Annotated in this window: 6 protein-coding genes and 1 pseudogene; all 7 read right to left on the bottom strand. The window is 61.9% G+C overall.

Features of this window, described 5'->3' with window-relative positions:
* On the bottom strand, positions 1 to 5,046 hold the full coding sequence (locus tag FVV99_RS01590) for a hypothetical protein (RefSeq protein ID WP_148252237.1): 5,046 nt from the start codon (positions 5,044 to 5,046) through the stop codon (positions 1 to 3).
* Positions 5,047 to 5,110: 64 nt separating this feature from the next.
* Positions 5,111 to 7,603 (bottom strand): hypothetical protein, encoded by a 2,493-nt coding sequence (locus tag FVV99_RS01585; protein WP_148252236.1) that lies wholly within the window; start codon positions 7,601 to 7,603, stop codon positions 5,111 to 5,113.
* A gap of 10 nt (positions 7,604 to 7,613) precedes the next feature.
* Positions 7,614 to 8,612: an Abi family protein gene (locus FVV99_RS01580; RefSeq protein ID WP_148252235.1), complete on the bottom strand. Its 999-nt coding sequence runs from the start codon at positions 8,610 to 8,612 to the stop codon at positions 7,614 to 7,616.
* A complete protein-coding gene (locus FVV99_RS01575; protein ID WP_148252234.1) occupies positions 8,609 to 8,968 on the bottom strand; it encodes a hypothetical protein in 360 nt (119 codons plus the stop codon). The genes FVV99_RS01580 and FVV99_RS01575 overlap by 4 nt, the downstream gene beginning before the upstream one ends.
* Positions 8,965 to 11,892 (bottom strand): SNF2-related protein, encoded by a 2,928-nt coding sequence (locus FVV99_RS01570; RefSeq protein ID WP_201745004.1) that lies wholly within the window; start codon positions 11,890 to 11,892, stop codon positions 8,965 to 8,967. Before FVV99_RS01570 ends, FVV99_RS01575 begins: the two co-directional genes overlap by 4 nt.
* A gap of 1,755 nt (positions 11,893 to 13,647) precedes the next feature.
* The gene (locus FVV99_RS01560) at positions 13,648 to 13,866 is read right to left on the bottom strand and encodes a hypothetical protein (protein WP_148252233.1); all 219 of its coding nucleotides are present in this window, start codon (positions 13,864 to 13,866) and stop codon (positions 13,648 to 13,650) included.
* A gap of 487 nt (positions 13,867 to 14,353) precedes the next feature.
* Positions 14,354 to 14,531, bottom strand: a pseudogene (locus FVV99_RS18725) (transposase); the annotation flags it as partial.
* Positions 14,532 to 15,097 lie beyond the last annotated feature (566 nt).

The following is a 15,097-nucleotide window of genomic DNA, read 5'->3' as shown; positions in this document are numbered from 1 at the left end:
TTATGTGACCTCGCTATTACCCTGTTTTTCAAAAAAAGCCCACGCTTCCTCGTAGTCCTGCTCACGGTCGGGGCGGGTGAAGGGGGCGTGGTATTCGATGGTGGTTTCCCAGGGGCCGTCGGGGAGGGTGTCGTCGAGGTAGGTCTTGCGGACGACGCCTTCCTGCATGTCTTTCACATCTTCCCAGCCGAGGGCGATGCCGTACTCTTTTGAAGAGTCGGTACGCTCTGGGGACTCGATGGAGTAGTGGATGTCCTGATCGAGTTCCTTCTTGTTGGCCTTGCGGGGGAGGCCGACGCCGGCGAGACCCTTGCTGGGGGTGAAGATGATGCGGCCTCGGGCGTCGTACCAGGTGTCGGCTTCGTACTGGCGCATCACCGAGAACTGCACGCGATAAATCGTCTTGAGTTCTTCCAGCGTCATGCCCAGCGCCTGGGCGACCAGCACATCGATTTCCACCAGTGCCTGACGGCGGGCGTAGTCATTGCGCAGCGCGCAGTTCCGTTGCCATTCCGGCGTCAGCTTGGCGAAGAAGTCGTGATCGAGCAGCGGACTATCGCTGGCCCATTGGGCCTGCCGGAAGTCATCCTGCCAGCAGGATTGCCAGAGTTCCGCATAACCCTGAGTCAAGCAGCTTAAAGATAATGTTCGGATGTAAGCCTGACTACTTATCTCGTTTGGGAAAGAGAGCGCCCTCCGGAGGCTCAAAAACGTGGGCATACCGGATGATTTTGCGAAAAAATCGTAAGGCATGCTTGAGCAACAGGTTTGTGTGATGATTAGCCTGTGCAAATCTCTGAATATTAAAGATACAACTGTATTAATATGTGCACAATATTTGCCCGATATGGCGCTCAAAAGAGACCGTTCTGACCCATTGCCAATCTGAAATTTGGTCACAAACCGATAATATTCTGTAACTTTCCTGGGCTGGCTTTCGCCTTCCTCGATCCAACTGACGCGGGGGGTGCGGGCGGCGTAGGTGTCGGGGTCGCAGGCCGGGACGTAGTTGGTGCGCGGCAGGTAGTCGTCGGGCAGGCGCTCCAGGTCGATCGCGTCGTAGTCCTTGTTGCTCTTGCAGCCGGGGCGCGGTGACTTGAACAAGGGGTTGCCGACAAAGAAGTGTGGGCCGCTGAGAATCCATTGCTCGGCGTTATTCGGGAACTGAGTGCTACGCTCCATGGTGCCGTCCTGCTGGGCGTTGACCTCGTTCCAATGCTGGGTGGAATAGTAGTCATCTCCCAGGTCCCCCAGTCGGGTGGGCTGGGCGGCGAAGCGTTCGAGTACATTGAGCATTTGCCGGGCATGCAGGGCCGGGAGGCGCGCCTGCAACGGCGGCGTGCCGTCCTCGTCGTAGAGGGCTGCAAATAGGCCGAGAGTGTCGGTATCGATGCGGATCAGTCGGTCACGATGGCCCGAGTACTCCCATTTCACCCGAGGACGACCATCGTCGCCGGTATATTCTTCCTTGATGCCGGGAACGGTTCCTTCGCCATTGTGGGTAAAGCAGGCGTCGATGGTTCTGGGCACAAAGAGGTTGCTTAGCTGCAGGAACGCCGGCCTGTGTTGACGCGGGCCATGGATATTGATGCTGAAAAGCGTCTGGTTATGGACCTCAGCGAAAAGTTTGGTCTCGTTAATAAATTGAAAATGCGCTCTTAAGCGCGGATACACCGCCTCGCGAAAGCTGCCGCCCTTGGGGTCGTCATAGATGCCCTCGGGGTGGAGGTAGCCGGCCACGCCCTGTTCACTGCCCAGCCGCCAGGCGGTGGGCAGGAAGCACTTGTAGAGGTTGGCTTTCTGACCGGCGAGCAGAGGGTAGTTGGCGGCGCTGTTGAGAAAGGCTTGGGTGCCTTCGCTTTCCTCGTACTCTTCTCTCCAGGCGGTTGGTAGGCCGGGGTGGTCGTGAAAGGCCTGTTCGCGCAGGGTGGCGAGCTGGCTGGCGGAGGTCTTGCGCAGGGCGAAGGCGGGCTGGTGATCGCCCATGATGCCGCCTTCCTGCCACTCCACCTTGAGCCAGGGCGGGTTACCCAGCACCAGGTCGAAGCCGCGGCGGCCGCTGACGGCGCCGGAGAACACATCGGCGTATTCCAGCTCCCAGTGAAAGAAGCGGCGCTGTTCGGCCAGCTTGTCGGCGAGCTTGAGGCGTGGGCAGGCGCGGAACAGGGTGGCGAGCTTGACCACGCCGAAGCGGTCGACGAAGCGTTGGCCTTCCTCGGTGCCCTCGGGCTCCTGCTGGAAGAGGTCGGGGATGTCGTGGCTGGGGCCGGCGCCGATGGTGTCGCCGAGCAGCAGGGTTTCCAGGTCCCACAGCCATTCCTCGCGGCTGGGCAGTTCCTCGGCGCGGTCGATGGGCCAGAACCATAGCGCACACCAGTAGTCCATGGCCAGCTTGAGGCGGCGGTAGGCCGGGGCGCTCTCCTGGTAGCGCTGGGTCAGCGAGGCTTCCATGGCGTCCTTGAAGGCCAGGCTGGTGGGCTCGCCGTTGGCCTCGCGGCCATAGATGGGGTAGGGGTCGCTGGTGCGGGTGCGAATGCGTGCCAGCTCGCGGGTGTGTTCGATCCACAGCGCCTCGACCTGCTGGCTGAGGCGTTCCAGGCGCTGGCGTTCCTCGGCGTTGAAGGGCGCGGTAAAGGCCTTCTTCCATTGCTTGATGGTGGCTAGTTCGCCCTTGAAGAGCTGCTTGGCGACCTTGTCGGTGTAATCGGCCATGCCGGTAAAGGGCAGCAGGAAGTGCCAGATTCGGCTTTCCTGCAACCCATGAGTGGGCGCAAGACCATCACTTTGTGGCGCGGTGCTCGCCGGCTGCGCACCGTGCGCCGCGTGCTGGCTGCCGCTCGCTGACGAATTGCTGTGCTCAGGTACTACAACGAGCGGTACGGCGTCGCCAGCGCGGTTGAGCCAGGCGGCGGGGTCCTTGCCCTTGAGGCCGATAGCGCTGGCCGGGTAGGCCTCGCGGCGGGCGCCGATCAGCGAGTTGCCGGTGCGCAGCTGAAAGCCGAACCAGGGCACGAAGCGGTCGGCGGAGAGGGCGCCGAGCCATAGCGAGACCTCGGCGAGCTCTACGGCCACGGGGTTCAGGTCGACGCCGAAGACACTGTGGTCGGCCAGGTACATCTTGACGCGCTGCTTCTCGGCGGCGTAGTGGGCTTGGGGAATGCGCTCGGCGGTCGGGTCCTGCTGTTGCTTCGCGCTCTGGGCCAGGGCCAGGTACTTGTCGGCGAGCTGGTCGATGGCTTCGTTCAGGAAGGCGGCGCTACCCATGGCCGGCTCGCAGAGGGTCAGGCTGAGCAGGCGCTCGGCGCGGGCGGCGTCGTCGGGCAGCGGGTCGAGCTGCTCGGCGTAGACCTCCTTGAGGGCGTATTTGACAAGCGACTGGGTCAGCACCTCCGGGGTGTAGTAGGAGGCGCTCTTTTCGCGGTCGCGCCCGGCCAGGCGGTAGAGAAAGCGGCCGCGCGGGTGGCGGCGCAGCTGGCGGTAGCCGTCGGCGTCGCGGTCGAAGACGCGTTCGTCGTCGCTGAAGTGTTCGAGCTGCTCGGCGGTGACGAAGTAGCCTGTGGCCAGCGGGTCGGGGGTGGCCTCGCCGGCGCGCTTGACCTCGAAGAGATCGTGTTCGGCGAAGAAGCCGCGATAGCTGAGCAGGGCCTCGTAGACGGCACCGAGCTGGTTGATGCCCAGCCGCGCATAGCTGATGCGCCCGCGTCGACGCTTTCCGCGCCCGCTGGCAGGGCGCGAGAGCGACATCAACTTGATGATCTGTTGCCAGATGACGTTGGGAAAGACGACCTTGTCAAGCAGCTGGGTGCGCGTGGGGTCGAACAGGTGGCTCTTGAGTGCCGGCAGAGTGAAAGCATCCTTACCGGTGCCGTCGAAGTCGAAATGCTGGTTGCCGGGCGCTTCGACGCCATCATGCACCAGGCGGAAGAGCCGGGTGATGGAGTGGTGCAGAAAGCTGCCCTGGCGCTCGCGCTCGCTGGTCAGTGGGGTGAGTTCGAGCTGGCGCAGGCCCTCCAGGGAGTAGCCGCTGAGGTAGACCGAGCTGTCCACCGGGGCGTAGCCGAGCTCGGGCCGGGCCTCGATGTAGAACAGAAATAGCAGCCGGTACATGGTGCGCAGGCACTCGCGGGAGAGCTGGTCGGGGTCGAGCTGACCGGAGTAGATGCCCTCCTTGCGGCTGCGGGCGCGTTCGATGAGCTGGCGGGTGGCTTCGTTGCCGAGCAGTTCGATGCCCTCGCGCAGGGCGTACTTGAGATCCTCGCTGACGCCGTAGGCGTGCTTGTGGGCGTTTTCGTCGAGGTTGTCGAGCAGGCTCTGGCCGTTGGCGTCGAGCAGGGATTCGCGGCCCAGCAGCACGCTGGTGGCCTTCAGAGCGTCGGTCTCGCGGCGGGCCAGCAGCTCGCTCCAGTCGAAGCGCAGCAACTGGCCGCGGGCGAAGCGGCTGCGGTCGATGAGCACCCACTGGTGGGGCGCCACCAGCAGCACCCATCGGGGTGGCTGTTCGCGGGCAAAGACCTGGCGCGAGAGCAGGCTCTGCCAGCTGGGCGGTGTTTCGGCGTTGAGTTCGCGCTGGAAGGCGGTGGGCAGCGGGGTTTCGTCGAAGCTGAGGTACTGGGCGGCCAGCGGCGCGGCGGCCAGTGGATCGCCCTCAGGCTCTTCCAGCGGTAGGGCTTCGATGACCCACAGCAGCGGTGCGCCGTTCTGGCCGTTGAGCTCGGCGAGTAGGGGAATCTCGGCTTCATCGTCGATCAGGCGGCGCTCGGGCCGTGGCGTGTAACCGAAGGCCTCAAGCAGCGGGCGGGCCAGCTCGCGGGCGGCTTCGACGGCCTCGCGACTGCGGCCGCGGCGCGCCAGTGCCTGGGTGGCCTCGATCTCGCGCAGGCGCTCAAAGGCGCCCCGGCGCAGCAGGGCCCAGGGCGTCTCGCCGCCGGTGTCGTTGGCGCGCTGCTGCCAGGTCTCGATGACGCCGCGAATGTCGCCCTCGAAGATATCGGCGAGGTAGTGCTCGCTGTAGAACTCGTTGTCGTTGATGATGCCTGCGTGTGCCATGGGCGCTTCTCTGATGATCGTGTTACGGGTCGCCGGGTTTGCCGTGCCGTTCGGATGCTAATTGTTATCGCTTGCTGCGGCTCTTGCGCCAGGCCTTCCATGCCGCCTTGCCGCCTCCGGCGACCACGTCCGCGGTGGTGAAGGAGTACTCGAGGGCACTTTCCGCGGCGCTGCGTGACCGGTCTTTCACGGTTTGGCTGAGGCTGGGGCGCTGTTCGAAGTGTCGGGTCACGATGTCGAGCTCGGCCTGGTAGTGCACCGGATGCAGCCCGGCGATGGCCAGCAGCTCGAGGGTGGCGCGGAAGCGTGGCTCGGCGCCGGATGCTTCCGCCTGGCGCAGGTGGCTCAGGTGAATCTGCACTTCCTGGCTGTGGCGGCGGTCGTCGTTGAGCCGCCAGCGCAGGTAGGCGCCCCCTGGGGTATCGGGGCAGGCGGCGAGCTTGGCGTCGATCTGCTCGCGCTTTTCGCTCAGGGCGTCGAGCAGGCGACCATGCAAGGCATCGAGGTGTTGATGCGCTTCGGCCTGCCACTGGCGATACTGTTCGCCGGAGGCCCGTTGCCTGATGCCCTGCGAGACTCTGGGGGTCAGCGCCTGGGCGAAGACCGGACCGCCCACGCCGAACACCACGGCGCCGGCCGGGCCGAACATTAGGCCGCCGAGGGTGGGCCCGGCGAGGCTGCCCGCACCGGCCAGGCCGACCCGGATGCTGCCATCCAGCAGAATCTGCTCAAGGGTCTGGTGGGCGCTGAGCTGGCCGCGGCGATAGGCGAGCATGCTGCGCGTGACAGTGATCAGCGTGGCGGCGGGCAGTACCTCGGGGCTGAACAGCTCGGCACCGGCATCGAGCGACTGGGCCGTCAGGGCTTCGACGCGGGCGTTGCTGAGGCCCTCCAGGAAGAAGACCTGATCGCTCCATTCCTCGGGGATCTGGCCCTGCAACTCGGTGTTGGCGATGACCGGGATATTGTAGTGGGTGAAGTGGGCATTGAGGCCGCCGAGGTCGTCGTGGAACTTGACCTGCAGGGGCTGGCCGTCGACCAGTAGATCCCAACCGGGATTGCTGGCGGTATCCGGCAGGCTGACGGTGTGGCCCTGGGCGACAAGCTGGGCGGCGACGGCCTGTTCGGCGACATAGCCCTTGAGCTGGCTGGTGGCGCCAATAGCGGCGGCTTGGCTGCTGCTCTGGATCTGTTCGGCCAGGGTGGCGAAATCCAGGCTGCTGTCAATATCGGCGGTGCGCGAGAAATCGGCGGCCTGGATCACTTTGGGGTCGATGGCGGCCAGGTTGTAGAGCATGTCGCCCAGGGTCAGGCCGGTCATGGCGGCCATGTTGCCGAGTTCGCTGCCGGTGGTAGGGGCCAGGTGGCGCGACATGATCGCCTCGGTTTCGGCGGAGGGGTGCGGGTCGGGCATGTCGGCCAGCCCGGCCAGGCGTTGCCATTCGGACTGATAACGCTCGGCCGTCTTGTGGCCCCCTCGCTTGTGGCTAGCGTCGATGCCGTGCGTCAGGTGGGGCGTCAGGGCGAAGGCCTGCTGGGTGTTGCCCAGTGCCTGTTTGCCGCTGCGCAGTCCGGTCAGGGCGAGCAGGGCCATGATGTGCGAGGCAAGATGGGCATCGATCCTGTTGCCGGCCTTCTTGAAGGCGTAGGCGCCACCGGTGGCGGTAATGGCGGCGATGGTCAGCGGGTTGCTGATCACGGAGACAAAGGACACCAGCCCCGAGCCACTGATCAGCGGCAAGAAGGCAGAGGCCTGAGCGGCCAGCAGGTAGGGGGCAAAGCCGCTGACGCCCACCCCGACGCCCAGGGCAGTCATGGAGCCGCCGAGCAGTGCGGCGTTGCGCATGGCGCCATCGTTGATGTTGTCGATGCTTTCGCCACCCAGCGCTCGCTGCAGTTGGTCCTGGTTGAGGCCGCCCATCAGGGATACGGCTTCTGCCAGTTGTCGATAGCGTTGCTCCGGGTCGGACGACAGGCCCTCGGCGGCTTTCCGGCTTTTGTCCTCGCTCAGCAGTCGGTCGAGGATGGGAAGCACGATATCGGAGAAGGTGGCGTCCTGGCCGCCGTCCTTGTTGTAGCCCAGCTTCTGCAGCCAGCGGTAACGCGATTTCTTCTGATCGGGCGAATCGAAGACGTTGAGCAGTCGGGCGACCATGTCGTCGGCCAGGTGGTGGCAGCCGCGACGGGTCGTGGTCAGCCCGGGAGGGAGTTGGAGTGCCTCGCGCAGACGAATCCACAGCAGCAGGCGCAGCATGTTGTCGTCATGCTCGCTGTTGCGCCAGTAGTGCTGGCGCTCGCCTAGTTCCTGCGCATCCTGCCGATCTTCCTCCCGATCGGGATTGGGCAGGGCCAGGTGATTATCGCCGCCGTAGTCACCTTCGCCCCGGACTTTCTCCTTGATGTCCTGATAGCGCTTTTGCAGGCGACGTTGCAACCGGCCGTCATCGAACAGCGCCAGGAAGGTGGCCAGCATGCCGCGGTCGGCGCTGCCCAGACCAGAGAGTACCTCGACCGGGGCGACATCGGCTTGTGCTTTTGAAGACGGCGATTGGCTCATGGCGGTCTCCTTAGCGTGTGGCGGCGTTGAGCGAGGCGAGCCGTGGCTGCCAGTCATCCGGAAAGCCCATGGGGGCGCGTGGTATATCGGAGTATTCTTCCAGCAGGGCGTGAAGTCGACCTGGCCAGCGAGTGTCCGGACTGATCTGCGTGGTGAGATACGTCAGCATGGCCAGCACGGTGAAAAGGCGGCGGGGGACGCCGCCTCCCTTTTGGGGGCCCGGTAAAGTGAGGTGCTTTGGCCAACTGGGCGGGATCGAAAGTTCACGGTTCCAGAGACGAAAGTGGTGAGCGCAAATATTCCGAATGAACGTCAGCGTATGCAGCCAGCTTGCTAGCACTTGATGCGGCACAGCAAAGCGGCGAGCGATGGCCTTGCGGTCACGATACTCGTCCAGACCATCGAATAGATGAGATAGCGATCCCAGGCTCAACTCTTCCACCATGGCCCAGGAAGGTAAATGAACCGGCTGATCATAGGTCAGAGAGTAGTAGCGTGGGTAGTTGTCACGCTTTCGGCTTTCCTTGCGTAACATTTTGATTTCTTCAGAAGACTTCGCGTTTTCGATGCGCTCCACTTCTTTATGGTACTGACGTGCTTCCTTGGCCAGTTTGTCTCCGAGCTCTTTGAGCAAACGTGCGTGATCGAAGTGGGATTTGAAGCGAGCAGGCGACAAGTACCAATGCGTCCCGTATTGGCAGGCCATATGGTTGCTGATACCCGTGCGTACGGCGATCTCGACCCGCTCGATGGCCACCATCACAAGCTGACGAAGATCGCTGTCAAAGCGATAAACCTGCATGATTTCTGATAGCTGCGTGCCTGGCTTGAAGCTGTGGGCCGGGTCATCGGGGTACTGAAAGGGCCGCATATAGGGGCTGAGTCGGAAGGACGTGGTGACTTCCAGCAGTCGAAGGGCACGTTCGAGGTCATGAACCTTCAAACCACGTTCTATCAGCAGATCCAGCTGTTCGCTGGCTGTCAAGGCGGACTTGTCGAATTGCGTCATGATGCCACCTCTGGAGTGAAGTGGCTTGGGTGCTGTGCTGGGGTGTCTTGTTCACGGGCAATAAAAAACCCGCGCAATTTGAGCTTGAGAACCGAAGTCCACATAGGCTTGGCGGGTATATTGACACTTATGCTAGCCGCACTGAGGGCGTGACGCAAGGAGTCACGGAATGAATATGCAAAAGAAAACCCGCTCGATTTAAGCGTGACTGCCGGAGCAGCCATAGGCTTGGCGGGTATGTTGAAGTGGATTTTAGGCACGCCGAGATCGGCTCGCAAGACAACAGCCGTTGTCATCGCGCGAAACGGCGCCGGATATGTATCCGGCGCTTCATGTCGGTTCATCCGCCCCATCATTCAGGCGACTCCTGCCGAGCAGCGGGGTCGCCGGTAAAGACGGCGGCGACCTGGAGCCAGGGCTGGTTCTCGATCTGCTGGGTGGCCTCCAGCCAGTCCCCATAGTCTGCGAAGATGCGCTCCAGTTGCGCGGTGCGGTCGTCGCGGCGGCGCTGCTTGCGGGTTTCCTGCTCGCGGCTGGCGCTGAGGTCGATCTCGATCTGTTTCAGGTGCCGGTCCTTGAGCGCGTCCATCTCGGCCATCTGGGCGTTGAGGCGGTCGTCGATCTCGCCTTCGCGCTGTACACGCACCTGGTGGAGATAGCGCTCGGCGGCTTTGACCGCGCCGGACAGGGCATCCTGGAGCGCGCTGTTGTCGCCCTCGATGCCGGGATTGGGCAGCGACTCGGGGTCGAGCGCGAGTTCGGCCAGCGTATCTTCCAGCGATATGGGCTTGCCGATGGTGCCGTCCACCGTGCCAATGGGCACGGCGCACCAGGCCTGAATCAGCGATTGACCGCGACGGTTCGGGTAGCCGCCCTGGAAGAGGATGCGTGCCTGGCCCTCGGGCAAGGTACCGGGGACGCGGATCACCGGGGCGGTGTGGCGGCCGAAGGCATTGAGGATACGGTCGCGCAGCCATTCGAGCACGGGATGCAGGGGCCAGAGGTACTGCACGCTGGGCCAGGGATCGTCCTCCTGGCGGGCCTGGTCGAGGGCCTGCTGCATGCGCTGGGTGTCTGCGGTGAGAATGAAGCGGTCGTGTTCGGGGCGAATTTCTCGTGGCAGGTAGGCCAGGCGTTGGCGCAGGTCCTCGGGGGCGACCAACTCCAGCCGCTGGGCCTGTTCATCGACACTGGCCTCCAGCGGTTGGCCCTGCTCGCGCATGGCCTGACGCAGCCAGTCGATGGCGGCGCGTGACCAGGCCAGCGTGCTGGGATAGAGCCGCGGGGGCTGGGTGGTCAACTCATCGAGACTGGCGGCCGGTGCGGTGTCGGGGATGAAGGCGTCGAGTGGTGATTCGCTGTCGCTGAGCTGGTCGTCCAGCAGGCCGGCGAACAACGCGGAGAGGTCGTCCGGATCGTCGTCACTTTCCAGCACACCGGCGACCTGGGCTTCCTGTTCTTCCTGGGTGCGGCTGGCCGAGAACTCCGAAGGGTCGCCGATGTTGCGGCTGGCCTGGTCGTCCTTGTCGATCAGCACTTCGAGGACGCGCTGATCGCCGCGTACCTTGGGATGCTCGGACTCAGTGAGCAGGTAGCGGATCTGCGGTGTCTGTGTCTGGCCGTAACGGTCGATGCGGCCGTTGCGCTGCTGGAAAACCATCAGGGACCAGGGAATGTCGAAGTGCACCAGACGGTGGGCGCGGTGGTGCAGGTTGATGCCTTCGGCGGCGACATCGGAACACAGCAGCAGGCGCAGCGGGCTGTCACCGCGGTTGAAGGCCTCGACGGTGGCCATGATGTCGCGGTCCCGGTCGGTGCCGCGCAGCACGCCGACCTGATTGGCATTCAAGCCGGCATCGCCGGGCAGGTTGTCTTCCAGAAAGGCCAGTGTGTTGAGGCTTTCGGTGAAGATGACCAGGCGGTCGTCGCTGTCGCGTTGCCAGCCGAGCTCACCCTGGCCGGCCTTGCGGCCCAGCAGCTCGAGCAGGGCGTGGTACTTGCCGAAGTGTTCCGGGGTGATGTCGCGCACGGCCAGCGACAGGCCCTCGAGGCTGTCGATATCGGCGGCGCGCTCGGGGCTCGGGGCCTGCTTCTGCAGCTTGGCCAGGCGGTTCTCGATGGTGGCCAGGCAGGCCGCCGGGCTGGAGAAAAGCGTCTTTTCCAGGCGGGTGCGAAACAGGCCGCTGCCGGCACTGCGTTGACCGTCGAGAGTATGAAAACTGACGTCCATCAGTTGCTCGAAGGCCTGCTCTTCGAGCTGGCTGGCGGTAGCGTAGTGACGGTCGATCTGGCGGTCGGGAAAGTCGCCCAACTGGTCGCGAACGTCTTTTTTGAAGCGGCGAATCACCAGGCCCTTGTCACGGAAGTCTTCATGAGCGTAAGTGCCGGGGTCGGTAATCGCCGTGGGATCCAGCATGTTCATCAGGCTGGCGAAGCTCTCGGGCTTGCCGTCATGCGGGGTGGCCGAAAGCATGACCAGGGTGTCGGAACGAGTGGCCAGCAGGCGAGCCAGGCGAGCGCGTTGGGAGGCGCCCTGAGCACCGGCACGTTCGGCGACGTTGTGGGCTTCGTCGATGATGATGATGTCCCAGTGGGCCTGCTCCAGGTAATGCCGGTATTCGATATCCTGTTTGAGGGTGTCGATGGAGATGATGGCGCGGTCGAAGTAGTGAAAGGGGTTGTGGTTGGCCGGAATGCGGTTGCGCACTCTGGCCAGCCCCTGGGAGTCGAGGCGCGTCAGCGGAATGGTGAAGCGGTTCCAGAACTCCTGCTGGAACTGGCCGAGCATGGATTTGACGGCCAGTACCAGGATGCGCTTGCCACGACCGCGGGCGATCAGTTCGCTGGTCAGAATACCGGCTTCGAGTGTCTTGCCGAGCCCCACGGCGTCGGCGATCAGCAAGCGTGCACGAGGCTGATCGAGGGCCTGGCGTGTCGGTTCGAGCTGGAAGGGCAGGGCGTCCATGGCGGCGTGGTGGCCCAGGTGGATGCGGTCATCCGTGGGGGCGGTGTCGCGTAGTTGGGTGGCCAGCGTCAGAAGGCCGGCCCGATGACCCTGGGAGAGATCATCGACCAGCTGGGTCGAGGCGGGGTCGAGGATGCGGATGTCGTCTTCCAGGCGACTGAGAAACTGCGCCTCGCGACCGCGCACCAGCTCGGAGAGCCCGGTGCAGCTGAGCAACTGGCCGCCGTCACTGGCGTGGTCGATCCGCGTTAGGCGCCATTCGGCGTCGCGGATTTCCAGGCGCATGCCCGGCGCAAACTGTTGTTGATGACCCATTCTTTCCCCGCATCTTGTTGGCTCCAGCTTCCCGTCGGTTCCAGGAGGAGGACGCCGTTCCTTATTTTTCGATAGTACGTCTCTGGGGCCGCCCAGTATTTTAAGTATGCTAATGGGCCTTAGCGTAACAAGTTGTGCGGGGACTGTCTGTTCGTAGTATGGGAGAGATGAAGAGTTCGGTGTCTGAGAAGGTCGCGGACGAGACATTCACTCAATCTGGGTCATCGTCAGTTATGGGGGTTGTAAGGTATCGCGGGTACTCACCTGCGAAAAGGCCTGACCCTAAGGACCACGATGCCAGCCTGGCTACTGGGTTCGCTTGACAAGTCTGCATCCCGAAGGAGAACTTTTTGAGGTGGTGGTTTACCTGCTGCGCAAGTACTGGTCACCTGTACTGAGATTCCGCACACTGAAGCACATGTCACACAACGATTCACGCCGATAGGTTTGGCATGAGGCCATCTACAACGCGCTCTATGTGATGCCACGCGGCAACCTCCAGAAGTAGCTCATCGCCTGCCTGTAGCAGGACAATGGCAAGCGTCGTCCACGCAGCCGTGGTCAGGATCGATGCCAGCAGATTCCCGAGCCGGTCAGCATCCATATGCGGCCGCCTGAGATCGAAGACCGCCTGATGCCTGACCACTGGGAGGGCGATCTACTTCACTAACCCGCATAGCCCATGGCAGCGGGGCTCAACGAGAACACCAACGGGCTGTTGCGGCAGTACCTGCCAAAGGGTACAAACCTGTCGGTCTCTGGATTCATAGAATAACCGCAGCATTTTGGACCATACGATAGAGGTAGGAGGGCCAGCGCCGATCCCCTTCTCGGCTCACCGACCAAAGTGAAGCGGAGCATGGGATACCGACAGCTGATTCAGACTCAACGATACTAGATTCATGCCCGTCATGACCTGGGCAAGAGCCAGTGCAAAATGGCCAGAGAGCTTGGCATCCATAGCAGCACGGCCAACCGCGAACTCCGGCGCAACGCCTCTTCCTACGGCTATGATCTCGTCCTGGAGCGATCACCGACACCATATCGACCAAGATCTGGTTGGCGTCCCGCAGTTGGTCGCGGTTCACCGAGCCGTTTCATGTCGCGCTTCCGTGGATCAGCTGCTTGCGGAGCGTATAGAGGCGCTGGAAGACAATGCTCAGCACTGTACCGGTGTTCTAATTGCCGCCCCCGGGCTGGCCGTTCTGATGGTCCCAGTAGGGCTGGGAGACTTACCGGTTGCCGAGAAACAGACGAATCGCGCCAGGATAGCGCCTCCAGGCAAGTGCGTAGAGTCAATCCTAATCGTCTGGGGCGTCAGGCATTGCAGGAATTCACCAAACATGCGGGCCTCGGTGATGCGCAGATCACCGAGCTCGTTAGTGTAGGCGGTGTTAAAGGCAATCCAGAGGAGATGATGAAACGACCGTCCTCGTCGCCTCACTGCTTGGCGCGGTGGACCAACTGAGCGCCCAGTGGATACGCAAGCCGATGTCCTCGGCATGGACACCGCATTCGGCCCCTGGCGGGCTTTCATATGAGCGTGAGCCAACATACCGTTCTCCTCCCTGAGATGACGATACTCACCAGTATGAATCAGAGACCCGCTGCTGCAGTTGGAAGTCACGATGTTGGGAGTGCCAATTCAACACCTATGGTCTTCGTAGGGTCTTTTAGTGGCCACTTACAAAGACTCCACACTAGCTGCATAGCATCCGGCACGGCCCCGTGGGTGAAGAGGGGACTGAAGTTCCGTTACTTTACCATTGCGTTAATGTCATTGATAACACCAAAACCTAATCGTTCAGCCCAGACCTGCACCAGGGATGACTGCATACACTCCCCGAAGACAACCTCTTCCACGTAGTCATCAGCCATCCCGCCGGCGTCGATTTCAACTGCTGTTGCAGTGGCTTGTTTAAGCTGATCTTCGGTGACTTCATGCTGCATGGCTTTTTCAGCGATGTCCGCCATCTGGACTTTCTCCTGCATATTTAGCTCTGCTTTGTTGTTGTGAGCGCGCATAGACATGGCGAAATCGGTGGCTTCTCGGCACCCAGAAATAGTGAAATAGTGGTTCCCAGCATACATAACTGCAGCGATGACTATGATAGCGATGATGATTTTGATGATAGTCTGCTCCGGCTGGCCTAGAGTGCTACGGCCATTCTATGATGCTAGGCCTTTAGTACCAAGCCCAGCACCAAACTCCACACTGGCCTCTCCCCTATCACCGGCAATAGCAGGCTGTGGTAGTGGCTTCGGCGGCCTGAGACACGCGCGGCTCGACGAAGTGGCATTGATGGCGCCAGGGGACACCATCCGCGGTGGCGCTGGGCATAACTGTAGCCGCCCGTGAAGCTGGGGGAGGGTCAGCCTCAGTCGGACTCTCTGGCGAAGTTTTGGGCGGCATTCCGACGGTGGCCTTTTTGAGGATATTTCGTTCTTCTGATACACGCTACAGATCGGACTTCAAGTGCTGGTTCTCGGCCTGAAGATCATCGTCTTGGTGCCGATGTTCAGCAGACTTGGCATAGCGCTTCATCCATTGATACAGACTGTAGCCGGACACACCCAGCCGGATGGGGACCTAGGTGACGGGAGGGCCTCGCTCTGTCACCTGCTTGACGGGCTTCGATCTTGAATTCTTCGGTGTATCGTTAACGGATCATGGGATCTTCTTAGTGCTTTCATTACAAGGCTTGGAGGTGTCTACGCAACTTGGGGTGATTCAAAGCGGGACCGTCACCTACCCAAAGACTGTTCACCAAAACAAGCCGTAGCAGAGCCTCCACAGCAGGTATGTGGCATGTTGCCAATGATTGAGTATAGGCTGTACATGTTGTCGTATGCCCTCTTTCGACCCAGGCTGTGTGAAAACTCCTCGGCTCTCCTGAAGATGGTGCTTGTACGCGAAATCTGGAGAGAATTTTGCCTTGCAACTGCCTCAGAATGCGCGAGAGAGCACCATTTTTGATCAATTTTTGACCGGCCCGAGACGTTCCAAGCGTTTTCACACAGCCTCGACCCGAAGCGGCCATGTTGGATGCTTACAGGAATTTGGTTGGCAAGCCGTACGTCAGTTGAGAAGTTGTTGACATTAATGCGAATCTGATATTCGTATCCCCGAGAGAGATTAATTGAGAATGGTGAAACCATATTTCATCTCAGAGTGCTACGCAGATCAGGACCGCCAGGTATCATG

The sequence above is a fragment of the Aidingimonas lacisalsi genome, assembly GCF_008079445.1.
GTDB classification, from domain to species: domain Bacteria; phylum Pseudomonadota; class Gammaproteobacteria; order Pseudomonadales; family Halomonadaceae; genus Aidingimonas; species Aidingimonas lacisalsi.
This window is presented reverse-complemented; position numbering and strand designations above follow the sequence as displayed.